The organism is Micromonospora sp. NPDC127501 (assembly GCF_040302185.1).
Taxonomy (GTDB): domain Bacteria; phylum Actinomycetota; class Actinomycetes; order Mycobacteriales; family Micromonosporaceae; genus Micromonospora.
Genome location: NZ_JBEORJ010000001.1, coordinates 220,985 through 244,587, shown reverse-complemented (window position 1 = coordinate 244,587; position 23,603 = coordinate 220,985). Strand labels below are relative to the sequence as shown.

The window sequence follows — 23,603 nt, the reverse complement described above, 5'->3', positions numbered from 1 at the left end:
ATCATCACGGTCGCACAGTTGCCACTCTTTGGCAATTACCAAAGGAGTGCAGCACGTCGTTGATCAGGACGCATTCGTCGGTGGTGACGGTCACCGGTGACCGGTTAGGGTTCCGGGATGTTCCGCGCCGTCGTGTTGATCGCTGCTGTGGTGCTCGCCGCGGATCAGCTCACCAAGTACTGGGCCGAGTCCGCGCTTTCCGGCGGCCAGACCATCACCGTTCTCGGTGACCTGCTGCAACTGCGACTCGTGTACAACCCGGGAGCCGCCTTCTCGATCGGCTCCGCGTACACCTGGATCTTCGCGGTGTTCGCGGCGGCGGCCGTGGTCGCGGTGACGGTCGTGGCGTGGCGGGTCACGTCGCGCGCCTGGGCGGTGGCGTTGGGCCTGGTGCTCGGCGGCGCGACGACGCACCTGCTGGACCGCCTCTTCCGGGAGCCGGGGTTCGCTCGCGGGCACGTGGTGGACTTCATCGACTACGCCGGGTTCTTCGTCGGCAACGTCGCCGACATCGCACTGGTGGTCGGGGTGGGCATCGTCATGCTGCTCAACGTGCGCGGCATTCCGCTGCGCGCGACGGCCACCCCTGGCGAGGCCCGCGAGCAGGTGTCGTCAGACTCCTGAGCCGACCAGGACGACCTCCAGCCGGCGCGGGCCGTGCACTCCCTCGACGCGGTTGAGTTCGATGTCGCTGGTCGCGGACGGGCCGGAGATCCAGGTCAGCGGGGCGCGCGGGTCCAGTCGGGTGAGTGCCTCCGGCAGCAGACCGACGACCTGGTCGGTGCGGACGACGCAGATGTGCCGGTCGGGCACCAGGGTGAGCGCGCGTCGACCCTGCGCCGGGCCGGCGTCCAGGATGATGGTGCCGGTGTCGGCGACCACGACGGCGCAGCCGGTCAGGACCGCGTCCAGGTCGTCGAGTGCGGCCGCTGACAGCGGGGGCGCGTCGCGGTGCAGCTCTCCGGCGTAGCCGGCCAGCCAGTCGGCGGGAACGTCGATGGGGACGGCGAGCCGGTCGACCTCGCTGAGCAGCCGGGGTAGGGCGTCGATGCCACGGTGGACGACGGCCCGGTAGTCCTCCAGGCGATCGACCAGGGTTTCGATCACGTCGGAGCGCTCGTCGACCCGGCGGTACCCGCGGGGCACCTGCACCGGCGGCGGGCTGTCGGCCAGCGCCGTCCGGAGCCGCGCCAGGATTTCGTCACGTGCGCTCACTGCTTCCCCCACCATTCCCGGAAGGTCTGCGACGCGGGCAGCGGCAGGTCGCGCGACCGGGTCCACGCCGAGGCCGGCCAGGGCAGCCGCCGCAACGTGCGAGCGCCGGTGCGCCGCTCACGGTACGCCCCGAGCGGCCCCGCGCCGGCCCGGGCCAGGCGCAGGGCGGCGGCCCACCGTCGGGGGCTGCGCATCACCCAGGACAGGACGCGCATCGTGGCCCGTTCGACGGGCGGATGCGGTGCCTGCTGGCGGAGGTGGACCAGGATCTCCGGAATGTTGATCTTCACGGGACACACGTCGTAGCAGGCGCCGCAGAGGGTCGACGCATACGGCAGCGAGGCGTTGTCGGCCACGCCGGTCAGCTGCGGCGACAGGATCGCCCCGATCGGCCCCGGATACACCGAGCCGTACGCGTGCCCGCCGGCCCGTTCGTACACCGGGCAGACGTTGAGGCACGCGGAGCAGCGGATGCAGGACAGCGCCGGCCTCCCGACCGGGTCGGCGAGCACCGCGGACCGGCCATTGTCGACGAGCACGATGTGTACGTCCTGTGGGCCGTCGCCGGGGGTGACGCCGGTCCACATCGAGGTGTACGGGTTCATCCGCTCGCCGGTCGAGGATCGCGGCAGCAGTTGCAGGAAGACCTCCAGGTCGGTGAAGGTCGGCAGCAGCTTCTCGACGCCGACGACGCTGATCAGCGTCTCGGGGAGGGTGAGGCACATCCGGCCGTTGCCCTCGGACTCCACCACCACGAGCGTGCCGGTGTCGGCGACGGCGAAGTTGGCGCCGGAGACGGCGACCCGGGCCGAGAGGAAACGCCGTCGCAGGTGGGCGCGGGCCGCCTCGGCCAGCGCGGCCGGTTCGTCGCTCAGGTCGGCCGGCGCGTCGGCCATGCGACGCTGGAAGATCTCCCGGATCTGGGCCCGGTTGTAGTGGATCGCCGGCACCAGGATGTGCGAGGGGGTGTCGTCGCCGAGCTGCACGATCAGTTCCGCGAGATCGGTCTCGTACGCCGCGATCCCGGCGGCCTCCAACGCCTCGTTGAGCTCGATCTCCTGGGTCGCCATCGACTTGACCTTCACGACCTCGTCGGCCCCGGTGGCCCGGGTCAACGCGACCACGATCCGGCACGCCTCGGCCGCGTCGCGGGCCCAGTGCACTGTGGCGCCGGCAGCGGTGGCGGACGCCTCGAACTGCTCCAGCAGCTCCGGTAACCGACGTTGGACGTCCGCCTTGATCGCCGAGCCGGCGTCGCGCAGGGCCTCCCAGTCGGGTACCTCGTCGACCACCCGGGCTCGCTTGGCCCGGATGGTGCGGGTGGCCCGGTGCAGGTTGGCCCGGAGTTGCGTGTCGGCGACCGCCGGCTTGGCGGCGGTGGGAAACGGCAGCGGCGTGCGGATCCGCCCGCCCCCGGTGGCGGGTGCGACCGGTGGGTTCATGAGGTGGCTCCCGTCTCGGCGAGAATCTCGGCGTAGTGCACGGCCCGTACGCCCGACCGGTGGCGGTCGAGGCCGCCGCCGATGTGCGCCAGGCAGGAGTTGTCGGCCGCGGCGAGCACCCGTGCGCCGGTGTCGCGGACCCGGGCGCACTTGTCGGTGAGCATCGCGGTGGAGACGTCCGGGTTCTTCAGGGCGAAGGTGCCTCCGAAACCACAGCACTCCTCGGCGTCGCCCAGCTCGACCAGCTTGATCCCGCGCACCTGTCGCAGCAGGGTCAGCGGCCGGTCGCCGAGGCGCAGCATGCGCAGGCCGTGGCAGGTCGGGTGGTAGGTGACCGTCTCCGGGAACTCGGCGCCGACGTCGGTGACGCCGAGAACGTCGACGAGCAACTCGGACAGCTCGTACGTGCGGGCGGCCACCGAGGTGGCGGGCGGGTGCAGGCTCGGGTACTGGTCGCGGATCATCGCGGTGCACGACCCGGACGGCGCGACGATGGCGTCGTAGGAGTCGAAAACGTCGACGTAGTTGCGCACCATCGGCATGGCCTCGGCCCGGTAACCCGTGTTGGCGTGCATCTGCCCGCAACAGGTCTGGTCGGCGGGGAAGTCGACGGTGTGGCCGAGTCGCCGCAGGATGCGGGTGACCGCGATGCCGGTGGCCGGGAACGCGAGGTCGTTGACGCAGGTGATGAAGAGGGCGATCCGCATGGCGGCTCCTCGGAGGTGTGGGGGTGGGTCACGCCGAGTCGCGCGGTGTTCCGGGGGTGGAGAGCTGGTCGAAGGCGGGCAGGTGACGCTCCCGGGCGGCGCTGAGGTGGGCTCGCATCGCCTCGGTGGCGGCTGCCGCGTCGCCGGCGACGATGGCGGCGGCGATGCGCTGGTGCTCGGTGTTGGTGTCCGGCGCGCCGGCCACCGGGAAGTACAGCCGATGCAGGTGCAGGTGTGAGTGCAGCCGCGTGATGGTGTCCCGCAGCAGAGGGCTGCCGGAGACCTCCGCGATCAGGTCGTGGAACTTCGCGTCCAGCGCGGTGAACGCGGCGTGTCGGCGATAGCCGTCGCCGGCCTCCACGTCGATGCTCGCCGCCGCCTCGGCGCTGATCCGTTGACGGGCTTCGGCGGAGGCGTGCGTGGCGGCTCGCCCGGCGGTGGCGCCCTCCAGCAGTTGGCGGACGTCGAACAGGTCGTCGAACTCGGCACGGCTCAGCAGCGGCGTGGTGGTGTAGCCGGACAGCGGGCGTTTGCGGACCAGGCCGTCGGCCTCCAGCCGGGCGAGGGCCTCGCGGACCGGGGTGGGGGAGACGTCCAGCTCCCGGGCGAGCGCGTCGATGTTGACCCGTTCGCCGGGGGGAAGGATGTGGTCCATGACGAGGGTCTTTATCGACTCGTAGACATCCTCGGTGAGGGTGAGTCGACGGGCGGGACGGAGTCGACCCTCGCGAGGTTCCTGCTGGGCCATCTCGTCTCCTCAGCAACCCCTTGACTGTGCCGGTGTGAGCGAGTACACACTAGCAAAGCAACATCCTATAGGAAATAGGTTCCTCCGCCACCGTCTCGCCACCACCACCCCCGAGGAGACGAACATGTCGCGCAGAATGCTGTCCCGAATCGGCTCCGGCCTGACCGTCGTGGCCCTCGCCACGACCACTGTGGCCTGCACGAAGAAGAGCGATACCACCGACGCCGAGGCCGGTGGCCGGGAACCGGCGCAGGTCAAGGTCGCGCTCGTGCCCGGCGGCTCGCACCCGTACTTCCAGCCCTGGAAGGACGCCGGGGCCAAGGCCAAGACGGAGCTGGCGCTCGGCGACGTCACCTTCAACGAGACCGCGGGCTGGGACCAGACCAAGCAGAACGACGTGCTCAAGTCCCTGGCAGCGCAGGGCTACAACGCCTTCGGAGTCTTCGGCGTCTCGCCGGACAACATCAACTCCACCTTCGAGGACCTCAAGCGGCAGGGCTTCCCCGTCGGCTCGCTGGCCTCCTGCCCGGCCGGGGCCAACAAGGCCGACTTCTGCCTCTCCACGGACGTGGAGGTCGCCGCCTACAAGGGCGCCAAGGCCGCCATCGACGCGATGGGCGGTCAGGGAAACCTGGTGCACCTGACCGGGAACAAGGTCGACTCCAACACCCAGCGCCGGATCGCGGGCGTGGAGAAGGCGGTCGCCGAAACCGGTGGCAAGGTGACACTGCTCCAGAGCGTCACCGACATCGACAAGGATCTGCAGAGCGCGCAGAGGGCCGTGGCCGACCTCCTCGCCGCGAAGGGCCGCCAGATCCAGGCGATCGTGAACACCGCCTACAACCCGGCGGTCGCCTCGGCCGAGGGCGTCCGCCAGTCGAAGCTGCCCATCAAGGTCATCGCCATCGACGACGACCCGACGGTCCTCGACGGGCTGCGTGGCGGCTCGGTGGCCGCCACCGTCCTGCAGAACCCGGTCGGTCAGGCCCAGGTCGGTTCGTACGCCCTGATGAAGCTCAGCGGCGGCTGCACCATGGCCGAACCCGGAGTGACCATCGACTCGGGCTCGTTCGTGGTGACCACTGACAACCTGGACGGCTACGAGGCCGACCGCACCTCCACCACCGAGGCACTGCGGAAGAAGTTCGACGGCGACCTGCTCAAGTGCAGCTGATGTCGACCATCACCAGGGCTGAGGCGTACCTCGTCGACATTCCCGTCGAGACCGTCCGCACCGACGCGGTACAGGCGTTCCTGAAACAGGAGACGCTGTTCGTCGAAGTGCGCACGGCCGACGGCGGGCACGGCACGGGGTACGCGTACACGATCGGGACCGGCGGTACGGCGGTGCTCGCGCTGCTGCGCGACTACCTGCTGCCGCACCTGGTCGGCCGCGATGCCGCCCGGGTGGAGGCGGTCTGGCGGGACCTGCACGCCGCCACCCGCGCCACAGCGGTCGGGGCCATCACCTCGTTGGCCCTCGCCGCGATCGACACCGCGCTGTGGGACCTGCGCGCCCGCGCCGCCGGCCTGCCGCTGTGGGTGCTCGCCGGTGGCGCGAAGGACCGCATCCCGTTGTACGACACCGAGGGTGGCTGGCTGCACCTCACCGAGGACGAGCTGGTCGCCGGCGCGAAGGCGTCCCAGGCGGCCGGCTGGCCCGGCGTCAAGCTGAAGGTCGGCAAGCCCAACCCGGCCGAGGACGCCGCTCGCATCGGCGCGGTCCGGGCGGCCCTCGGCGACCACTTCGACGTGATGGTCGACGCCAACCAGTCGCTGACCGCCGCCGAGGCGATCCGCCGGGCCCGGCTGCTCGAACCGCACCAGCTCGCCTGGTTCGAGGAACCGCTGCCCGCCGACGACGTCGCCGGGCACGAGCTGTTGGCCCGCGCGACGAGCATCCCGGTCGCCGTCGGGGAGTCGATGTACTCGATCGGCCAGTTCGCCGAGTACCTCCGCCGCCAGGCCGCCGGGGTCGTCCAGGTCGACGTCGCGCGCATCGGTGGCATCACCCCGTGGCTCAAGGTGGCGCACCTGGCCGAGGCCTGCAACGTGGTGGTCTGCCCGCACTTCCTGATGGAACTGCACGTCAGCCTCTGCGCTGCCGTGCCGAACAGCCGCTACGTCGAGCACATCCCGCAACTGCGCGCGATCACCCGGACCGAGATCGCGATCGTCGACGGCCACGCGCTCGCCCCCGGCGAGCCGGGCCTCGGCATCGACTGGGACCGCGACGCGATCGAGGACAGGAGGGTGGCGTGAAGACGGAAACAGCGCCGGAGGCGCCGGCGGTGCCTCCGGCCGCGGAGTCCAGGCCGCGGACCAGGGCCCTGCCGGTCTGGGCGAACCCCCGGCTCGGCCTGCTCATCGTCATCGCCGTGCTGGTCGTCCTCTTCTCGTCGCTCACCCCCGCGTTCCTCGACCCCCGCCTCACCCTGGCACCGCTACAGGCCGACATCAGCGTGTACGTCGTGGTCGGTCTCGCCCAGCTCGCCGTGCTCTCGCTCGGGCACATGAACATGGCCGTGGGCCGGATGGCCGCGCTGTCCACCTTCGCGATGGGCCTGGCCTACGACCGGCTCGGCGTCCCACTGCTGGTCGGGCTGCTCGTGGGTCTCGCCGTCGGGGCGGGCATCGGCGCGCTCGCCGGCCTGCTCATCGCCAAGACCGGCGTGAACTCCTTCGTGGTCACCCTCGCGCTCGACTTCGGGCTGCTGGGCCTGGTCACGATCCTCTACACCTGGGCGACCGGCGGGGTGTCGTTCGCGGTGCAGCCGAATGGCCTCTCCGCGCTGCGCTTCGACACCTTCGCCGACTACTGCATGGGCGAGGTCTGCGGACCCCGGATCCCGCTGGTAGTGCCGATCGCGGTCGCCGCGGCGCTCGGTGTCGGGTTGCTGTTCCGGCACGCCCGGCTGGGCCGGGAGATCCTGATGACCGGCTCCAACACGGTCGCCGCCGAGCTGTCCGGCATCCCCACGCACCGCCGGGTCGTCGCCGCGCACGCGTTGAGCGGGCTGCTCGCCGCACTGGCCGGGTTCCTGCTCGCCGCCAACAACGGCGCCTTCTCCGCCAACATCGGTGAGTCGTTCCTGCTGCCGTCGTTCCTGGCCCCGGTGCTCGGTGGGACGCTGCTCGCCGGTGGTGCGGTCAGCGTCCTCGGCACCGCGCTCGGTGCGACCCTCACCCAGGTCATCTACAAGGGCCTCAACCTGCTCCAGTTCTCCCTGGAGGAGCTCAAGCTCTACATCGGACTCGTGCTGCTCGCGGCGCTGTCGCTGGACCGGCTACGGGCCGTGCTCGCCGAGCGAAGGGCGGTGTCACCATCATGAGGAGCGTGATCCGGACCAACGAGTTCACCCTCGCGGTGATCGCGGCGCTCGGGTTCGCGGCACTCGCTGTCGCCACCGACTTCAACCTGCTCACCGCCGGCACCCTGGACGCCTTCCTGCGCTTCCTCGCCCTGCCGATCGTCATCGGCCTGGCCCAGATGGTGGTGCTCGCCGTCGGTCAGATGAACCTCTCGGTAGGCGTGCTCACCGGCTTCTGCGCGGTGGCCTCGGGCTGGCTGATGGTCGACGCCGGGCTGCCCGCCCCGGTCGCGGTGCTCGCCGCGCTGGCCCTCGGCGCCGTCGTCGGGCTGGTCAACGGCCTGTTGGTGATCTTCACCCGGATCAACGGGTTCATCGTCACCCTCGCCACCATGACGATCCTCGAAGGGCTGCGGTACGGGGTGAACGGCACCGGCACCTACCAGGGCTACTCGCCCGGCCTGCGCGAGTTCGGGCAGGCGTCAGTGGCCGGCGTACCAGTGGTCTTCCTGCTGGCGGTCGCGATCGCCGTCGCGGTCGCCCTCTTCTTCCGGCGTACCGTGCCCGGACGGCACCTGCTCGCCTCCGGCGGCAACCCGTTCGCCGCCCGGCTGTCGGGCATCTCCAACGACCGGGCGCTGGTGCTGGCCCACACCCTGTCGGGGCTGCTGGCCGGCTTCGCCGCGGTGATCGTGGTGGCCGCCTTCGGCTCGGTGAACGCCTCGATCGGCGACGACCTGCTGCTGCCCAGCTTCGCCGCGCCGATCATCGGCGGGGTGGCCCTGGCCGGCGGCATGATCAGCGTGACCGGCACGGTGCTCGCCGCCTTCCTGGTACGGCTGGTCGACGTGAGCCAGTCGCAGTTCGACATCAACCGACGGTGGGTGGACCTCATCATCGGCGCGGTCGTCCTCGGCGCGGTGCTGCTCGGTCAGTTCCGCGACAAGCTCTCCGGAGGTCCACGATGACCGTCGTGCTGTCCGCCGAGAACCTGGTCAAGACGTTCCCCGGGGTACGCGCCCTGGACGAGGCGACGCTGACCCTGAGCGCCGGCAGGGTGCACGCGCTGCTCGGCGAGAACGGCGCTGGCAAGAGCACCCTGATCAAGATCCTGACCGGGGTGTACCGGCCGGACGGCGGGCAGTTGCGGCTGCCCGGGCCCGACGGCGAGCTGCGCGCGGTGCAGCTGGGCAACCCGCAGGACGCCCAGCGGGCCGGCATCGGTGTCGTGCACCAGGAGCGGAACCTGATCCCGGCGTTCAGCGTCGCCGAGAACATCTGCCTGCAACACCTGCCCCGCCGCGCCGGCCTGCTCGACCGCGCGGCGCTGCGTACCGAGGCCCGCCGTTGCCTCGACCTGCTCGACCTCGACCTGGACCCCGACCTGCCGGTGTCGCGGCTGTCGGTGGCCCAGCTGCAACTGGTGGAGATCGCCAAGGCGTTGTCGGCGGACTCGACAGTGCTGCTGCTCGACGAACCGACCGCGTCGCTGACCAACGACGAGGCCGACCGGCTCTACGGCATCGTGCGTCGGCTGTCCGAGCGGGGCCACGCCACAGTGCTGGTCAGCCACAAACTGGAGGAGGTCTTCGCGGTCGCCGACACGGTGACCGTGCTGCGCGACGGGCGCAGCGTCGCCAAGGCGGAACCCCTCGCCGACCACAGCCGCGAGGAGATCGTCGACCTGATGGTCGGCCGGGCGTACCAGCAGGTGCACCTCGCCGCCCGGACCGTCGCGGCGGACGTCGAACCGGCGCTGGCCCTCGACGCCGTCGCCACCACCGCCGGCCACCACGACGTCAGCCTCGCCGTCCGCCCCGGTGAGATCGTCGGCCTGTACGGGCTGGTCGGCGCGGGCCGCAGCGAGCTGGCCAAGGCGCTGCTCGGCCTCGACCGGATCACCTCCGGGGAGGTGCGGGTGCACGGACGTCCGGCCCGGATCCGGGACGTGGGCGACGCCCTGCACCGGTACCGCATCGGCTACGTCACCGAGAACCGCAAGGAGGAGGGCCTCTTCCTCGACCAGACCGTGGCCCGCAACACGGCGGTGACGGTCTGGCGTCGGCTGGCCCGGCTGGGACTGGTCCGCGACCGCTCCGAGCGGCTGCTGGTCGACGAGTACGCCGAGCGGCTGGGCATCCGACTCGCCTCGCCCGACCAGCACGCCGGTCAGCTCTCCGGTGGCAACCAGCAGAAGGTCAGCCTGGCCAAGTGGCTGGCGGCCGACTGCGACGTACTCATCATCGACGAGCCCACCGTCGGCATCGACGTGCGCACCAAGGCGGCCTTCCACGAGTTGATCGCCGGCCTGGCCGCGCGCGGAATGGCCATTCTGCTGATCTCGTCGGACCTGCCGGAGATGGTCACCCTCGCCGACCGGATCGCGGTGATGCGGGAGTTCGCCGTTGTTGGTGAACTGGACAACGACCACGACTACGACCGGATGAGTCAGTCGGTGATCCGGCTCATCCATGACGGGCAGGGGGTCGTCGCGTGAAGGCCACCGAACCAGTGACCCTGGGGCGTACCGACGTGGCGGTGACCCGGCTCGGGCTGGGGCTCGCCCCGATCGGTGGAATGTTCGACGCCGTCGGTGACGAGGTGGCCCACGCCACCGTCGAGGCGGCCTGGGATCTCGGGCTCCGATATTTCGACACCGCCCCGCTCTACGGCTGCGGTCTCTCCGAGCGGCGCGCCGGGGCGGTCCTCGCCGGCAAGCCGCGCGACGCGTTCACCCTGTCCACCAAGGTGGGTCGGCTGCTCGTCCCCGACGGTGGTGACCGGCAGGAGTTCTGGGCCGAGCCGACCGACCTCACGCCGCAGTTCGACTTCTCCGCCGCCGGGGTACGCCGCTCCCACGCGGAGAGCCTGGCCCGGTTGGGGCTGGACCGGATCGACATCGCGCACATCCACGACCCGGACGACCACCTCGCCGAGGCGGTCGCCGGGGCGTACCCGGCGTTGGCGCAGTTGCGGGAGGCCGGCGAGATCGGCGCGGTCAGCGCCGGGATGAACCAGGCCCCGGCGCTGGTCGAGCTGGCCCACGCCGGCGACTTCGACTGCTTCATGCTCGCCGGCCGGTACACGCTGCTCGACCAGTCCGGCCTCGACGAGCTGCTGCCGCTGGCTCATGCGAAGGGGATCGCGATCATCGCCGCCGGGGTCTACAACTCGGGCCTGCTGGCCGACCCGACACCGGGCGCCCCCTACGACTACGCCCCGGCCGGGAAGGCGCTGCTCGACCGGGCCACCGCGATCCGGTCCGTGTGCGAGCGGCACGGCGTACCGCTGCGGGCCGCGGCGATCCAGTTTCCGCTCGGGCACCCGGCCGTCGCCAGCGTGGTGGTCGGCGCCCGGGACCCGGAGCAGATCGCCGACAACGTGGCGATGTTCGAGTGGGACGTGCCCGGCGCCCTCTGGGCCGATCTCAAGGCCGAAGGTCTGCTGCCGAGCGAGGTGCCGACGCCGTGATCATCGACGCGCACCACCACCTGTGGACCGCCGACTACCAGTGGCTGGCCGCGCCCGGCCTGGAGTCGATCCGGCGCGACTACACCATCGCCGACCTCGTACCCCAGCTGGACGAGGCCGGAGTGACGGCGACCGTGCTGGTCGAGGCGGGCCGCTGCGACGCCGAGGAGACCGCCGAGTTTCTGGCCCACGCCGCCACCACGCCCCGGATCGCCGGCGTGGTCGGCTGGGCGTCGCTCACCGACCCGGCCCTCGCCGCCACCCTCGCCGGCTACCGCGAGCTGCCCGGCGCGACGAAGCTGGTCGGGCTCCGCGACCAGGTGCAGGGCGTCGCCGATCCCGGGCACCTGGCCCGCTCCGACGTCCGCGCCGCCCTCGCGGCGATCGGGGCCGCCGGCCTCACCTTCGACCTGGTCGTCCACGTCGGACAGCTGACCAGCTGCGCCGAGGCGGCGCGGGCCACGCCGGGCACCACCTTCGTCCTCGACCACCTGGGCAAGCCGAGGATCGCCGCCGCCGGCCTCGCCGAGTGGCGCACGGCGGTACGCGACCTGGCCAGCTGCGACAACGTCGTCGCGAAGCTCTCCGGCCTGCTCACCGAGGCCGGCCCCGGGTGGCGGGTGGCCGACATCCGGCCGTACGTCGACACCGCGCTGGAGCTCTTCGGCCCGCACCGGCTGATGGCCGGCTCGGACTGGCCCGTCTGCGACCTCGTCGCCTCGTACGCCGAGGCGTGGACGGCGATCGACGCCAGCCTGGGGGAGCTGTCGACCACCGAGCGGGCAGACGTCCTGGCCGGCACCGCAATTCGTACCTATGCACTGGAGGTTGGTTCGTGAGACTCATGCGCGTCGGGCCCGTGGGGCGGGAACGTCCCGTGCTGTACGTCGATGGGCGGCACTTCGACCTCTCGGCGCTCACCGCCGACATCGACGGCGAGTTCCTCGCCAGCGACGGCGTCCGGCGGGTCCGTGAGGCCACCGACCTGCCCGAGATCGACGTCACCGGTCAGCGGATCGGCGCACCGATCGCCCGACCGGGCGTGGTGCTCTGCGTGGGGCAGAACTACGCCGCGCACGCCGCCGAGTCGGGCGCCGCGCCACCGACCGACCCGATCATCTTCTACAAGGCGCCCAACACCGTCGTCGGCCCGTACGACGAGGTCCTGATCCCGCGCGGATCGACGAAGACCGACTGGGAGGTGGAGCTGGCGGTGGTGATCGGCCGAACGGCCCACTACCTCGCCTCACCGGCCGACGCCCTCGGGCACATCGCCGGGTACGTGCTGTCCAACGACGTCTCCGAGCGGGACTTCCAACTCGCGGTATCCGGCGGCCAGTGGTCGAAGGGCAAGTCCTGCGAGACGTTCCAACCGCTCGGCCCGTGGCTGGTCACCGCCGACGAGGTCGGCGACCCGCAGGCCCTGCGGCTGCGCTCCTGGGTCAACGGCGAGCCCCGCCAGGACTCCAGCACCAAAGACATGATCTTCGACGTGGCGTTCCTGATCTGGCACCTGTCGCAGTACACCGTCCTGGACCCGGGCGACGTCATCAACACCGGCACCCCGCAGGGGGTGGCGCTCTCCGGCCGGTTCCCGTATTTGGCCGTCGGCGACGTGATGGAGGTCGAGATCGACGGCCTCGGCCGGCAGCGCAACACGCTCCGGGACGCCTGATGGCGGTGATCACCTCGGTCGACACGTACGACGTCCGGTTCCCGACCTCGCGGGACCTCGACGGCTCCGACGCGATGAACCCCGACCCCGACTACTCGGCCGCGTACCTGGTGCTGAGCACCGACGACGGCCCGGACGGGCACGGATTCACCTTCACCATCGGGAGGGGCAACGACGTGTGCCGGGCGGCCATCGTCGCGCTGGTGCCGTACGTGGTCGGCCTCGACCCGGACACCGTGGACCTCGGTGCGTTCGCCCGCTCGCTCACCCAGGACTCGCAGCTGCGCTGGCTCGGCCCGGAGAAGGGCGTGATGCACCTGGCCACCGCAGCGGTGATCAACGCGATGTGGGACCTGGTCGCCAAGAGAGCGGGCAAGCCGGTCTGGCGTTACCTGGCCGACCTCAGCCCCGAGCAGATCGTCGACCTGGTCGACTGGCGCTACCTCACCGACGCCCTCACCCCCGACGAGGCGCTGGAGATCCTGCGCGCCGCGGAGCCGGGCCGGGCCGACCGGATCGCCCGGCTGACCGAGCGGGGCTACCCCGCGTACACCACGTCACCTGGCTGGCTCGGCTACTGCGACGACAAGGTGGTCCGGCTGGCCCGGCAGGCCGTGGCCGACGGGTTCACCCAGATCAAGCTGAAGGTGGGTGCGGACGCCGCCGACGACGTGCGCCGCCTGAAGATCGCCCGCGAGGCGGTCGGCCCACAGATCCGGATCGCGCTCGACGCCAACCAGCGCTGGGACGTCGCCGAGGCGGTCGAGCGGATGCGGGAGCTGGCGCCGTACGACCCGTGGTGGATCGAGGAGCCGACCAGCCCCGACGACGTGCTCGCCCACGCGGCGATCCGTTCCGCCCTGGCCACCAGCGCACCCGACGGCGGGCCAATCCGGGTCGCCACCGGCGAACACGTCGCGAACCGGGTCGTGTTCAAACAGCTGCTCCAGGCCGACGCCGTCGACGTCGTGCAGATCGACGCGTGCCGGGTGGGGGGCGTGAACGAGAACGTCGCCATTCTGCTGCTGGCCGTGAAGTACGGGGTGCCGGTGTGCCCGCACGCCGGCGGAGTGGGCCTGTGCGAGCTGGTGCAGCACCTGTCGATGTTCGACTTCGTGGCGGTGTCCGGTTCGATGCGCGACCGGGTCGTCGAGTACGTCGACCACTTGCACGAACACTTCCTCGACCCGGTGGTGATCAAGGACGGGCACTACGTGGCGCCCAGCGCCCCCGGGTTCTCCGCCGCGATGCGTCCGGAGAGCCTCGCCACGTACGCGTACCCCGACGGGCCGGCATGGGTCTGACGGCGGTGCGTCACCTCAGCGGACCACTCGGAAGGGGAGAGCAGTATGCGGTGTGACGGTCTCGTGGCGGTGGTGACCGGAGGTGGATCGGGGATCGGCCTTGCCTGCGTGCGGGCGTTCGCCGCCGCCGGCGCCCGGGTGGGTGTCCTGGACCTGGAACTGGCCGGGTTGCCGGAGGATCCCGGCGTACTCGGTGTCCGGGCGGACGTGGCCGACCGGTCCTCCCTCAGCGCGGCCGTCGCCTCGGTCGCGGAGGCGTTCGGCGGCATCGACATCCTGGTGAACAACGCCGGCATCTCGGCCGTGGGCACCGTCGAGGAGGACGACGACGAGCGGTGGAGCCGGGTACTCGACGTCAACGTCTCCGGCGTGGCCCGAACCAGCGCCGTCGCCCTGCCGTACCTGCGCCGGTCGTCGTCCGCGGCGATCGTCAACATCTCCTCGATCGCGGCGACCGTCGGCCTGCCCCGACGCGCCCTGTACTCGGCGTCGAAGGGTGCCGTGCACGCCCTCACCCTCGCCATGGCCGCCGACCTGGTGACGGAGGGCGTACGGGTCAACTGTGTCGCCCCCGGCACCGTCGACACGCCCTGGGTGGCCCGCCTGCTCGCCGGTGCGGCCGACCCGACGGCCGAGAAGCGGCAGCTGGCGTCCCGGCAGCCGACCGGTCGCCTGGTGACCGCGGACGAGGTGGCCGCCGCCGTCGTCTACCTCGCCTCGCCCGCGACCGGGTCGGTGACCGGTTCGTCGCTGCCGGTGGACGGCGGCATGTCCGGCCTGCGCCTGCCCGCCCCGGTCCCGCCCGCGGCCGGTACTGCCGAACCGGGCGCGTGACATGATTGCGGCATGGGGAAACAGCAGGAGGTCGGCGAGGCCGACCGTCACAGCGGGTCCGGCACCACCGACCACCGTCCGATCGGTGGCAGCGCTGACGCTCGGCTCGCCCTCGCTCAGGACCCCACAACGCCACAGATGACCCTTATCGACCTGGCGTCCGATCCGTCGGTCCTGGTCCGCAAGGCGGTCGCCGCTCGGGCCGACGCACCCGCGCAGGCCCTGCGACCGCTCACCCGCGACCATGACCGCCAGGTCCGGGAGGCCGTGGCGAGGAACCCCTCCACCTCGATCGCCAACCTCATGCGCCTGGTCAAGGACGCCGACCGGTGGGTCCGCTGGGCGGTCGCCGGCAACCCGGCTTGTGACGAGTCGATCCGCCAGGTCATGTCGCAGACCTCGGACAAGGAGCTTCGCGGCCTCCTCGCGGAGAGTCGTGAGCTGGAGCCGGAGCTGGCCGCCAAGCTGATCGACGACGTGTCACCCGAGGTACGGGAACGACTCGCCACGCACACCCACGACCCCGACGTGATCAACGCCCTGCTGGCCGATCGCACCGCACGCGTACGCAAGGGGGTTGCCCGCAACCCGCGGACCACCGCCGAGCAGCGCAGCGCGCTCGCCGCGGACCCGGTGGTCGACGTCCGTGCCGCGCTGGTGCGGGCCGTCGAGCTGGACGAGGCGGACCTGGCCCGCCTGGTCGACGACCGCGCGGTGCAGGTACGACTGGCGATGGCGACGTCCGAGTTCGTTCCGCCGCACATCCGGCAGGCGCTCGCTCGCGACGCCGACGAGATGGTCGCCAGCGCGGCACGGGACTACCGCCCCGGCGCCGGCAACGCCTCCGCCGTGCGGGCACCCCGCATCGCGCACCGGCCCTCCGCCGCCGGCGCGAATCGATCGGGTGGCGGCACCAGCCGGTAGGACGCGCCACGTTCCGGGCCGTGCGGAAACGGAACGTACAGCTCGGGTACTCAGGATGGCCTCGAAGCATTCACATGCGTCGTCCCGATCCTCTCTACGCTGCGAATGCCCAGCTCATGGGCAGATGTCGGCGAGGGAGGATCAGCAGTGCGTATCAGGAGATCCAGGTCCAGGTTCGTAGCGACGGCCGCGGCGCTGATGGTCGCCGTGGCTGGCGGAACGATCACCGGCGGTACGGCGAGCGCCGCCGAGCCCTCCCAGTTCACCGTCGTGGACGGGGCGATCCGTACGGCGACCGGCACCCCCGTGCCCGCCTCCGGCACGCACGCCTCGCTCTGGGGTAACTCCAGCTACGCCACCACCAGCATCAGCGGCTCCGGGCGGGTGCTGATCGGGGCCATCGGGGACAACTGCCAGGGCTGGCCGACCGTCCGGGTGACGGTCGACGGTGTCGCCGTCGGCCAGACCACCATCGTCAGCGCGACCAGCTACGGCACCTACCCGGTCGGCACGGCGGTCGGCGGCGGGCAGCACACCGTACGGATCCAGCTCATCAACGACTTCCGGGCCGCCCCCTGCGACCGCAACGTCCACATCGCGTACGCGCGGATGGAAACCGCGAGCGCCACCGACACGAAGTTCAGCTTCGCCGTCCTGCCGGACACCCAGCAGGAGGTGCTCAACAGCTCGGACACCCGGTTCCGCAACCGAACCAACTGGCTGGTGCAGAACCGCTCCGCGCTGGACCTGCGCTACGTGACCCACTCCGGTGACGTGGTCAACTGGGACACCCCCGACCACTCCCAGTACGCCGTCGCCCGCGACGCGATGCGTCCGATCGAGACCGCGGGCCTCCCGTACTCGCTGGCGATCGGCAACCACGACACCCAGGCGACCGGTGAGGGTGGTTCCGCCCGGGACCCCGCCCGCACCCGGGAACTCGTCCGCGACACCACCGTCTTCAACCGGTACTTCACCGCCAGCCAGTACGGCACGGTGAAGGGACAGTTCGAGTCCGGCAAGGTGGACAACTCGTACTCCACCTTCGAGGCCGGCGGCGTCCAGTGGATGGTGCTCACCCTGGAACTCTGGCCCCGGGTTGAGGCCGTGAACTGGGCCAGAAGCGTCGTCGCCGCTCACCCCCGGCACAACGTCATCGTCGTCACCCACGACTACATCGACGGCGGCGGCAACATCGAGCAGAGCGCCTCGTACGGCGCGACCAGCCCGCAGTACCTCTTCGACAACCTGATCAAGCAGTACGCCAACATCCGGTTCGTCTTCTCCGGTCACGTCGGCATCGCCGCCAACCGGATCGACACCGGAGTCAACGGCAACAAGATCTACACGTTTCTCCAGACATTCCACTCCAACACCACCAACCCGGTACGTCTGGTCGAGGTCGACACCGCCGCCAACTCGCTGCGGACGTGGATCTACGCCCCGTACAACAACCAGTCGTTCACCGAGTACGACAGGTCCTTCACCGGGCTCGGCGTGGTCCGCTGACGCTGAGGTGGTGCGCCCGTGGCACCTGCTGGTCGTATGTCACCGCCGCAGGTCGATCGGGTGGCGACATCGTCCAGTAGGACCACGCTCGCGCGTCACCGCTCCACCGAGCGGCGGATGCGCCCGCGAGCGTTATGACTCACAGGTATAAATATGCGTGTGAGTCATAACGCTGGTCGGGGTGTCCCCCTCCCCGACGACGACCGGGCGGGGTTCACGAGGTCAGTCGGTGGCCGTCGGATCAGTACGGCCGCCGGATTCCTCGCTCCGACAGCGTCACTTCGTAGAAGCTGAGCAAGCCCTCCACCTCTCGGACGGCGTGGTCCAGCTCGTCGAGCGCTTCGCGGTGGTCGGGGTCCTGGCGCAGTAGGCGGGCCGCGTCCGCCAGCTGCGTCAACAGGGCGGCGAACGTGTCGCCCTGCACGTGGATACCGGGAAATGCCCTGCCCGACAACTGCACGACGGAACAGTTCGTACCACGGGACAGCACCTGCGCCTGCTCCTCGCTCATCTGAGCATGATCCCAGCAGACTCACCACCTTGATCAGACCGAGTGATGAGTTGTCGCGTCCGCGCCCGTCATACCTAACGACAGGACATGACGAGGCGGAAGGATGACGTGATGAGTGCGGACACGCGGCTGGAGGAGCTGGGCGTGAGCGGTCTGGGCGAGGTCGACGAGCCGGCGTTCTCGGGGCTGGCGCAGCGGCACCGGCGGGAACTGCACGTGCACTGCTACCGGATGCTCGGGTCGTTCGAGGACGCCGAGGACACCGTGCAGGAGACGTTCCTGCGTGCCTGGCGGCGGCGGGAGACGTTCGAGGGGCGGTCGACGTTCCGGGCCTGGCTGTACCGGATCGCCACCAACGCCTGCCTGGACCTGCTCGCCAAGCGCCGCCCGGAGCCGGCGACCGGCGGCGAGGTGCTGTGGTTGCAGCCCTACCCGGACCGGCTGCTCGACGAGCTGCCCGCGGGCGACGCGGACGAGCCGGAGACCGTCGCCGTCGCGCGGGAGACGATCGAGCTGGCGTACCTGGTCGCGGTCCAGCATCTCGCGCCTCGTCCGCGGGCCGTGCTGATCCTGCGGGACGTGCTCGGCTGGCCGGCGAAGGACGTCGCGGAGCTGCTCGGGGACTCGGTCAACTCGGTCAACAGTGCCCTGCAGCGGGCTCGCGCCGGCATGCGGGAGCACCTGCCCGCCGAGCGCCAGGACTGGACCGGCGGCGAGGAGGACGCCGGCACGCGCGAGCTGGTGCGTCGCTTCACCGACGCCAGCGTGGCCACGAACGTCGACGTGCTCGCTGGCATGCTGCGGGACGACGTCCGCTACTCGATGCCGCCCACGCCGGGCCTGTACGTCGGTCGCGACGCTGTGGTGAACAGCTGGGTCGAGGATGGCTTCGATGGCATGACGGGCCTGCGCGCGGTCCCCACCTCGGTGAACCGCCAGCCCGCCGTCGCCTTCTACCACTGGCGCAAGCAGGAGGGCGCGTACCTGCCGTTGACGATCGACGTCCTGCGCATCACCGGCGGCAAAATCACCGAGGTCTTCATCTTCCACGACGACCAGTTCCCGCGCCTCGGGCTGCCGGAGCGCCTGCCGGCGGACGGCACGGAGTAGTCCGATGTGGACGCTCACGCTGCGCGGTGGCGCGCGTGCCGCGGTGGTCGCTGCGGAGTGGTACGACGCGTTCGGTGTCGTCACCAGTGGGCGGGTGCAACTGGAACTGCGCGACGGAGAGCCCGGGCCGGTCCTCGGACGCGATGCCGGGTTCTGGCTGCGCGGCACTGGCGTCCGCGCGCTGCGCAACCCCGGCCGTCGCACGGCGAGAGTGCGTGTCTTCACGCCCGGTGCCGCCACACGCCAGCCACCACATCCGGTACGACGACCTCCAGATGAGGGAGACGACATGAACAGCATGAAGGACACCGAGACCGTCGCCGGCCCGGCATCGAGCCCACCCAGCTACACCCACCGATTCCGCGGGCTCGCCGGCACCGGCCTGATTGCCACGCTCGTGGCGACGGTGATCACCACCCTCGCCGCCGCGTTGGCCCGGGCCGCTGGCGTCGACTTCGAGATCCCCGATGGTGGCGAGACGATTCCGTTGTCCGGGTTCGCCGTGGTGACCGGCTTCTTCTCGGTCGTGGGCGTCGTCATCGCCGTGGCTCTGCTCCGGTGGAGCGCTCGGCCCGCCGAGCGGTTCACCTGGACGGCAGTGGCGCTGACCGCGCTCTCGCTGGTCCCGGCCCTCACCTCGGGGGCGAACGCGGCCACCATCACCGCTCTTTTCGGGCTGCACCTCGTCGCCGCGGCGGTGATGATCCCCGTCCTGGCACGGAGCCTCCGTACCAGGACCGACTGACGGGTGACGACAGGAGGGCCGGCCCGACGGGCCGGCCCTCCTGGGGACTGCGGGAGCTACTCGGCTCTGCTCCGATCGGGTGGAGCGGTCTGCTCCCACAGCGACTTCATCTCGTCGAAGGCCTGCTCCATCAGCTGCACCATGGCCCGCCGGGCACGCTCCCCGTCGTGCCGCTGGATCGCCTGGGCGACGTCGGCGTGCATCTGGAGGGCCTGCTCGTGCGGGTGGTGCGGCATGAGGTGGTGCTTGTGCCGGCCGGTGAGCACCTCCGCGACCAGCTCCTGGAGCCGGACGAACATCTCGTTGCCGGAGGCGAGCAGGACGCGCCGGTGAAACTCGATGTCGAGGTGCAGGAAGCGCTCCTCGTCGCCGGCCTCGCCGGCGGCCCACATCTTCGCTGCCAGGCCGACGAGGTCACTCGCCTCGTCGTGGCCGATCCGGCCGGCGGCCAGGTAGGCCGCGTGCGGCTCGACCGCGGTGCGCAGCTCGGTGATCGAGCGGAGCTGGGCCATCCGGCCGGCCGAGGCGAGACGCCAGCGGATCACCTGCGGGTCGAAGACGTTCCACGCGCTCGCCGGTCGGATCATCACACCTACCCGTCGGCGCGCCTCGATGAATCCGATCGAGGCCAGCACCCGTAGCACCTCGCGGACGACAGAGCGGGACACGGCGTACCGGTCGACGAGCTCGTCGATGTTGAGGACCGATCCGGGTGCCAACTCGCCGCCGCAGATGGCGGTGCCGAGGTGTTCGAGGACGCGCGCGTGCAGCCCGGACTCGGCGGGGAGGACCGGAGCGGCTGCAACCTCTGGTGAGGACGGTTCCACCCAAAGATCATATCATTTACATCAACCTCTTGAGGTAATCAGCTTTTTCGGCCTAGCATCCCGATGTTAAGCGGATGTAACACCGAGGTAGCGGCTCTCTCGAGGGCGGCGACCACGACAGAAGGAGAGACAAGCGTGCGACGTCGATCGATAATCGGCACTTCTCTGGCTGTGGTCACCGCCATGAGCCTGGCCGCGTGCGGCGGCGATGACGGCGGCGAGGGCTCGAAGACCGTTCGCGTGACACTTGTCAACCACGTGTGGACGGAGAACATCAAAAAGGCCCTGCCGGAGTTCGAGAAGCAGTCCGGCCTCACTGTGGAAGTCACCCAGCTCGGCGAGGACCAGCTCTCCGACCAGTACAACGTCAAGCTGAACGCCGGGTCCACCGACCTCGACGTGATGATGTACCGGCCCCTGCAGGAGGGGAAGCTGTTCGGCAAGAACAAGTACCTCGCCGACCTGAGCGAGAGGGTCAAGTCGGACGGCGCCTTCGAGTTCGGCGACTTCCAGGCCGGGCCGGTGCAGGCGACGACCTATGAGGACAAGGTCGTCGGTCTGCCGATCATCACCGAGCAGGAGGTCCTCTACTACCGCAAGGACCTGCTGACGAAGTCCGGCTTCACCGCGCCGCCCAAGACCCTCGACGAGCTGAAGGCGCAGGCCGCGAAGATCGAGGCCGACAACCCGGGCGTCGCCGGCTTCGTCGCACGTACCGGCAAGGCCGCCGCGGTCACGCAGTTCTCCAGCTTCCTCTTCAGCTTCGGCGGCGACTTCGTGGACGCCAGTGGGAAGGCCACTGTCAACACCGAGCAGGCCAAGCAGGCGTACGCCTACTACGGCGGGCTGCTCAAGGACCACGGCCCGGAGAACATCAGCACCGACATGAGCTGGTCGGAGGCGATGGCGATCTTCACGCAGGGCAAGGCCGCCTTCTACACCGAGGCCAACTCGCTCTACAAGAACGCCACCGACCCGACCAAGTCCAAGGTCGTCGACTCGGTCGGCTTCGCCGCCTTCCCGGCCGGCCCGGCCGGATCGAAGCCGTACAACATCCCCTCCTGGGCGCTCGGCATGAACGACAGCTCGGAGAACAAGGACAACGCCTGGAAGTTCATCCAGTGGGCGGCCGGCAAGGAGCAGGCGCTGGCGCAGCAGACGGCCGGCGTACCCGGTGCCCGTACCTCGGTCTGGGCGAACCCGGCGAGCACCGCGACCCTGCCGAAGGACCTTGCCGAGGCCAACACGGTCAGCACCGCCAACGGCGTCGGGCACGACCGCCCGCTGGTGGTCAAGGTGGCTGAGGCGCGGGAGATCGTCGGCCAGCCGATCGTCGACGCGATCACCGGCAAGGACGCCGCCAGCTCGGCGGACGCGGCCAACGCGGCGTTCCAGAAGTTCCTCGACGACGAGGCGAAGTAACAGACGCGCCGGGCGGCGGGGCCGACCGGCTCCGCCGCCTCGCCGGGACCTGACCCCTCCAACCCGGAGATCTCAATGTCAGCCGTTCTCACCCCCCGTACCGGTTCGCCCGAGGCTCCCGCGGCGTCAGTGGATACGACGTCGGCCTGGTCGCGTTGGGCCAACGAACACCGCAAGTGGCTCTTCGCGGCACCCGCCATGGCGTTCGTCGCCGTGCTGATCATCTTTCCGGTGGCGTGGACCGGGTACCTGAGCCTGACCGACGCCGAGGGTTCGGTACGCGCCGAGTCCGAGTTCATCGGCTTCCAGAACTACCTCGACGTGCTCACCGACACCGACCGGTTCTGGCCGGCGGTCTGGCGTACTGTCCTCTTCACCGGCGTCGTGTTGTTCTTCGAGGTCATCCTCGGCATGGCGATCGCCCTGCTGCTGTGGCGGCCCTTCCGCGGTGAGAAGTGGGTCCGCGTCGCGATCCTCCTGCCGCTGGTGGCCACTCCGGTGGCGGTCGGCATGATGTGGCGCCTGATCTTCGACCCCAACATCGGGATGGCGAACCAACTGCTCGGCTGGATCGGCATCGGCCCCCAGCCCTGGCTGGCCGGGCAGCACTCGGCCCTGCCGACGACGATGTTCATCGACATCTGGCAGTGGACCCCGATGGTCGTGCTGATCCTGCTCGCCGGGCTCACCTCGCTGTCCGACGAGCCCCAGGAGGCGGCCCGGATCGACGGCGCCAGCAGTTGGCAGCGGTTCCGGCACGTGACCCTTCCGCTGCTGATGCCCACGGTGATCGTCGCCATCCTGCTGCGTGGCATCGACGCGTTGAAGACGTTCGACATTCTCTACGCCACCAAGGGACGCGGCGGCGGATCGTTCCACGAGGTCGAAACCCTCAACGTGTACGCGTACGGTCTCAGCTTCGACTACAACGACTACGGCGTCTCGTCGACCGTCCTCATCATCTTCTTCCTGATCATCATCGGGGTGATGTGGGCCCTCACCTATCGCAAGAAGGGGCTGGGCCGATGAAGCCGAGCAAGCCGTACCGGGTGTTCCGCAACTCGGCTCTCGTCGTCGTGGTGTTCGCGCTGATGGCGCCGCTGCTCTGGATGATCGCCGCGTCGTTCAAGACCAACGTGGACATCTACGACACCGCCAAGGCGTTCGTCTTCTCGCCCAGCCTGAAGAACTACGAGACCGTCCTCCAGCAGGCCAACTATCTCGAGTTCATCGGCAACAGCCTCTGGGTGGCGTTCGCGGCCACCACGCTCTCGCTCCTGTTGGGGGTGCCCGCCGCCTACTCGATGAGCCGCTTCAACATGAAGAAGTCGGCGCTCGTCGTGCTCATGGCCCGGGTGATCCCGGGCGTCTCGCTCCTGGTGCCCTGGTACTACGTCTTCTCGAACCTGAAGCTGGTCGGCGGGTTCAGCGTGCTGATCCTGAGCCACATGTTCGTGTCGCTCCCGCTGATCGTCTACATCATGATGGGCTACTTCGACGGCCTGCCGACCGAGTTGGAAGAGGCGGCGCTGGTCGACGGGCTGACCCACATCGGCGCGTTCCGGCGGATCACCCTGCCGCTGTCGGTGCCGGGCGTCGCGACCGCCGGCATCCTCTCGTTCATCTTCTCCTGGAACAACTTCATGTTCGCCCTGGTGCTCTCCGGCTCCGACACGAAGACGCTGCCCGTGGCGATCTTCGACTTCGTCGGCTACGCCAGCATCGACTGGGGCGGCCTGATGGCCGCCGCGACAGTGGTCACCCTGCCGATCATGCTGATCGCCCTGTTCGTGCAGAAGTACGTCGTCTCCGGCCTCACCGCCGGTGCCACGAAGGGCTGACCGGCAC

The 23,603-nt window shown here is 70.2% G+C and carries 24 protein-coding genes; 18 read left to right on the top strand and 6 right to left on the bottom strand.

All coding sequences use genetic code 11. The features are described 5' to 3' along the window. The first annotated feature begins 117 nt into the window (after window positions 1-117). Window positions 118-624: a signal peptidase II gene (locus ABTW72_RS01015; RefSeq protein ID WP_350852503.1), complete on the top strand. Its 507-nt coding sequence runs from the start codon at window positions 118-120 to the stop codon at window positions 622-624. Here ABTW72_RS01015 and ABTW72_RS01010 read toward each other — a convergent pair. Genes ABTW72_RS01010 through ABTW72_RS00995 form a run of 4 tightly spaced genes read right to left on the bottom strand, consistent with a single transcriptional unit; the run spans window position 613 to window position 4,112 of the window. Further along, window positions 613-1,215: a LutC/YkgG family protein gene (locus ABTW72_RS01010; RefSeq protein ID WP_350852500.1), complete on the bottom strand. Its 603-nt coding sequence runs from the start codon at window positions 1,213-1,215 to the stop codon at window positions 613-615. The genes ABTW72_RS01015 and ABTW72_RS01010 overlap by 12 nt on opposite strands. Continuing rightward, entirely contained in the window at window positions 1,212-2,657 is a 1,446-nt protein-coding gene (locus ABTW72_RS01005) for a LutB/LldF family L-lactate oxidation iron-sulfur protein (RefSeq protein WP_350852497.1), read from the bottom strand. Before ABTW72_RS01005 ends, ABTW72_RS01010 begins: the two co-directional genes overlap by 4 nt. Next, window positions 2,654-3,364: a (Fe-S)-binding protein gene (locus ABTW72_RS01000; protein WP_091399682.1), complete on the bottom strand. Its 711-nt coding sequence runs from the start codon at window positions 3,362-3,364 to the stop codon at window positions 2,654-2,656. The genes ABTW72_RS01005 and ABTW72_RS01000 overlap by 4 nt, the downstream gene beginning before the upstream one ends. 28 nt (window positions 3,365-3,392) lie before the next feature. Further along, the gene (locus ABTW72_RS00995) at window positions 3,393-4,112 is read right to left on the bottom strand and encodes a GntR family transcriptional regulator (protein WP_350852494.1); all 720 of its coding nucleotides are present in this window, start codon (window positions 4,110-4,112) and stop codon (window positions 3,393-3,395) included. 124 nt (window positions 4,113-4,236) lie between these two features. Here ABTW72_RS00995 and ABTW72_RS00990 point away from each other — a divergent pair, with 124 nt between their 5' ends. The 12 genes from ABTW72_RS00990 (at window position 4,237) to ABTW72_RS00935 (ending at window position 17,140) form a co-directional block, all read left to right on the top strand. Next, window positions 4,237-5,286, top strand: coding sequence for a sugar ABC transporter substrate-binding protein (locus ABTW72_RS00990; RefSeq protein WP_181541253.1), 1,050 nt, complete (start codon window positions 4,237-4,239; stop codon window positions 5,284-5,286). After that, complete coding sequence (locus tag ABTW72_RS00985) at window positions 5,286-6,374, top strand: mandelate racemase/muconate lactonizing enzyme family protein (RefSeq protein WP_112589106.1); 1,089 nt, start codon at window positions 5,286-5,288, stop codon at window positions 6,372-6,374. The genes ABTW72_RS00990 and ABTW72_RS00985 overlap by 1 nt, the downstream gene beginning before the upstream one ends. Continuing rightward, window positions 6,371-7,444 carry an ABC transporter permease gene (locus ABTW72_RS00980; RefSeq protein ID WP_350852490.1) on the top strand — a complete coding sequence of 358 codons (1,074 nt, stop codon included), beginning with the start codon at window positions 6,371-6,373 and terminating at the stop codon, window positions 7,442-7,444. The genes ABTW72_RS00985 and ABTW72_RS00980 overlap by 4 nt, the downstream gene beginning before the upstream one ends. 5 nt (window positions 7,445-7,449) lie before the next feature. Next, complete coding sequence (locus ABTW72_RS00975) at window positions 7,450-8,391, top strand: ABC transporter permease (protein WP_350852487.1); 942 nt, start codon at window positions 7,450-7,452, stop codon at window positions 8,389-8,391. Beyond that, the gene (locus tag ABTW72_RS00970) at window positions 8,388-9,920 is read left to right on the top strand and encodes a sugar ABC transporter ATP-binding protein (protein ID WP_350852484.1); all 1,533 of its coding nucleotides are present in this window, start codon (window positions 8,388-8,390) and stop codon (window positions 9,918-9,920) included. The genes ABTW72_RS00975 and ABTW72_RS00970 overlap by 4 nt, the downstream gene beginning before the upstream one ends. Next, window positions 9,917-10,894, top strand: a complete 978-nt coding sequence (locus tag ABTW72_RS00965; RefSeq protein WP_350852481.1) for an aldo/keto reductase — start codon at window positions 9,917-9,919, stop codon at window positions 10,892-10,894. The genes ABTW72_RS00970 and ABTW72_RS00965 overlap by 4 nt, the downstream gene beginning before the upstream one ends. Beyond that, the gene (locus ABTW72_RS00960) at window positions 10,891-11,733 is read left to right on the top strand and encodes an amidohydrolase family protein (protein ID WP_350852478.1); all 843 of its coding nucleotides are present in this window, start codon (window positions 10,891-10,893) and stop codon (window positions 11,731-11,733) included. The genes ABTW72_RS00965 and ABTW72_RS00960 overlap by 4 nt, the downstream gene beginning before the upstream one ends. 5 nt (window positions 11,734-11,738) lie before the next feature. Beyond that, window positions 11,739-12,569: a fumarylacetoacetate hydrolase family protein gene (locus tag ABTW72_RS00955; protein ID WP_502892148.1), complete on the top strand. Its 831-nt coding sequence runs from the start codon at window positions 11,739-11,741 to the stop codon at window positions 12,567-12,569. Continuing rightward, a complete protein-coding gene (locus tag ABTW72_RS00950) occupies window positions 12,569-13,873 on the top strand; it encodes an enolase C-terminal domain-like protein (protein ID WP_350852472.1) in 1,305 nt (434 codons plus the stop codon). Before ABTW72_RS00955 ends, ABTW72_RS00950 begins: the two co-directional genes overlap by 1 nt. Window positions 13,874-13,918: 45 nt before the next feature. Then, a complete protein-coding gene (locus tag ABTW72_RS00945) occupies window positions 13,919-14,707 on the top strand; it encodes an SDR family NAD(P)-dependent oxidoreductase (protein ID WP_350852469.1) in 789 nt (262 codons plus the stop codon). A gap of 12 nt (window positions 14,708-14,719) precedes the next feature. Then, window positions 14,720-15,631: a hypothetical protein gene (locus tag ABTW72_RS00940; RefSeq protein ID WP_350852466.1), complete on the top strand. Its 912-nt coding sequence runs from the start codon at window positions 14,720-14,722 to the stop codon at window positions 15,629-15,631. Between the two features lie 147 nt (window positions 15,632-15,778). Then, entirely contained in the window at window positions 15,779-17,140 is a 1,362-nt protein-coding gene (locus ABTW72_RS00935) for a carbohydrate-binding domain-containing protein (protein ID WP_350852463.1), read from the top strand. Between the two features lie 241 nt (window positions 17,141-17,381). Here the strand turns inward: ABTW72_RS00935 and ABTW72_RS00930 are convergent, their stop codons facing one another. Further along, entirely contained in the window at window positions 17,382-17,651 is a 270-nt protein-coding gene (locus tag ABTW72_RS00930; RefSeq protein WP_350852460.1) for a DUF6959 family protein, read from the bottom strand. A 108-nt stretch (window positions 17,652-17,759) separates the two neighbouring features. On the opposite strand from ABTW72_RS00930, the gene ABTW72_RS00925 reads away from it, so the two are divergent. Further along, window positions 17,760-18,761, top strand: coding sequence for an RNA polymerase subunit sigma-70 (locus tag ABTW72_RS00925; protein ID WP_502892147.1), 1,002 nt, complete (start codon window positions 17,760-17,762; stop codon window positions 18,759-18,761). 4 nt (window positions 18,762-18,765) lie between these two features. Continuing rightward, window positions 18,766-19,506: a DUF6069 family protein gene (locus ABTW72_RS00920; RefSeq protein ID WP_350852454.1), complete on the top strand. Its 741-nt coding sequence runs from the start codon at window positions 18,766-18,768 to the stop codon at window positions 19,504-19,506. Between the two features lie 56 nt (window positions 19,507-19,562). On the opposite strand, the gene ABTW72_RS00915 is transcribed toward ABTW72_RS00920, so the two are convergent. Then, window positions 19,563-20,333 carry a FadR/GntR family transcriptional regulator gene (locus ABTW72_RS00915; protein ID WP_350852451.1) on the bottom strand — a complete coding sequence of 257 codons (771 nt, stop codon included), beginning with the start codon at window positions 20,331-20,333 and terminating at the stop codon, window positions 19,563-19,565. Window positions 20,334-20,516: 183 nt separating this feature from the next. Here ABTW72_RS00915 and ABTW72_RS00910 point away from each other — a divergent pair, with 183 nt between their 5' ends. The 3 genes from ABTW72_RS00910 to ABTW72_RS00900 all read left to right on the top strand — a co-directional run bounded on the left by ABTW72_RS00910 (window position 20,517) and on the right by ABTW72_RS00900 (window position 23,596). After that, a complete protein-coding gene (locus tag ABTW72_RS00910) occupies window positions 20,517-21,755 on the top strand; it encodes an ABC transporter substrate-binding protein (RefSeq protein ID WP_350852448.1) in 1,239 nt (412 codons plus the stop codon). Between the two features lie 75 nt (window positions 21,756-21,830). Beyond that, the gene (locus ABTW72_RS00905) at window positions 21,831-22,784 is read left to right on the top strand and encodes a carbohydrate ABC transporter permease (RefSeq protein WP_350852445.1); all 954 of its coding nucleotides are present in this window, start codon (window positions 21,831-21,833) and stop codon (window positions 22,782-22,784) included. Beyond that, entirely contained in the window at window positions 22,781-23,596 is an 816-nt protein-coding gene (locus ABTW72_RS00900; protein ID WP_112588853.1) for a carbohydrate ABC transporter permease, read from the top strand. Before ABTW72_RS00905 ends, ABTW72_RS00900 begins: the two co-directional genes overlap by 4 nt. Window positions 23,597-23,603: the final 7 nt, after the last annotated feature.

What these genes read in the sequence shown, in the direction of transcription:
- ABTW72_RS01015 (WP_350852503.1), top strand. Translation starts at nt 118, where the DNA reads ATGTTCCGCGCCGTCGTGTTGATCGCTGCTGTGGTGCTCGCCGCGGAT.
- ABTW72_RS01005 (WP_350852497.1), bottom strand. Translation starts at nt 2,657, where the DNA reads ATGAACCCACCGGTCGCACCCGCCACCGGGGGCGGGCGGATCCGCACG.
- ABTW72_RS01000 (WP_091399682.1), bottom strand. Translation starts at nt 3,364, where the DNA reads ATGCGGATCGCCCTCTTCATCACCTGCGTCAACGACCTCGCGTTCCCG.
- ABTW72_RS00995 (WP_350852494.1), bottom strand. Translation starts at nt 4,112, where the DNA reads ATGGCCCAGCAGGAACCTCGCGAGGGTCGACTCCGTCCCGCCCGTCGA.
- ABTW72_RS00990 (WP_181541253.1), top strand. Translation starts at nt 4,237, where the DNA reads ATGTCGCGCAGAATGCTGTCCCGAATCGGCTCCGGCCTGACCGTCGTG.
- ABTW72_RS00985 (WP_112589106.1), top strand. Translation starts at nt 5,286, where the DNA reads ATGTCGACCATCACCAGGGCTGAGGCGTACCTCGTCGACATTCCCGTC.
- ABTW72_RS00970 (WP_350852484.1), top strand. Translation starts at nt 8,388, where the DNA reads ATGACCGTCGTGCTGTCCGCCGAGAACCTGGTCAAGACGTTCCCCGGG.
- ABTW72_RS00955 (WP_502892148.1), top strand. Translation starts at nt 11,739, where the DNA reads ATGCGCGTCGGGCCCGTGGGGCGGGAACGTCCCGTGCTGTACGTCGAT.
- ABTW72_RS00950 (WP_350852472.1), top strand. Translation starts at nt 12,569, where the DNA reads ATGGCGGTGATCACCTCGGTCGACACGTACGACGTCCGGTTCCCGACC.
- ABTW72_RS00945 (WP_350852469.1), top strand. Translation starts at nt 13,919, where the DNA reads ATGCGGTGTGACGGTCTCGTGGCGGTGGTGACCGGAGGTGGATCGGGG.
- ABTW72_RS00940 (WP_350852466.1), top strand. Translation starts at nt 14,720, where the DNA reads ATGGGGAAACAGCAGGAGGTCGGCGAGGCCGACCGTCACAGCGGGTCC.
- ABTW72_RS00930 (WP_350852460.1), bottom strand. Translation starts at nt 17,651, where the DNA reads ATGAGCGAGGAGCAGGCGCAGGTGCTGTCCCGTGGTACGAACTGTTCC.
- ABTW72_RS00920 (WP_350852454.1), top strand. Translation starts at nt 18,766, where the DNA reads ATGTGGACGCTCACGCTGCGCGGTGGCGCGCGTGCCGCGGTGGTCGCT.
- ABTW72_RS00910 (WP_350852448.1), top strand. Translation starts at nt 20,517, where the DNA reads ATGAGCCTGGCCGCGTGCGGCGGCGATGACGGCGGCGAGGGCTCGAAG.
- ABTW72_RS00905 (WP_350852445.1), top strand. Translation starts at nt 21,831, where the DNA reads ATGTCAGCCGTTCTCACCCCCCGTACCGGTTCGCCCGAGGCTCCCGCG.
- ABTW72_RS00900 (WP_112588853.1), top strand. Translation starts at nt 22,781, where the DNA reads ATGAAGCCGAGCAAGCCGTACCGGGTGTTCCGCAACTCGGCTCTCGTC.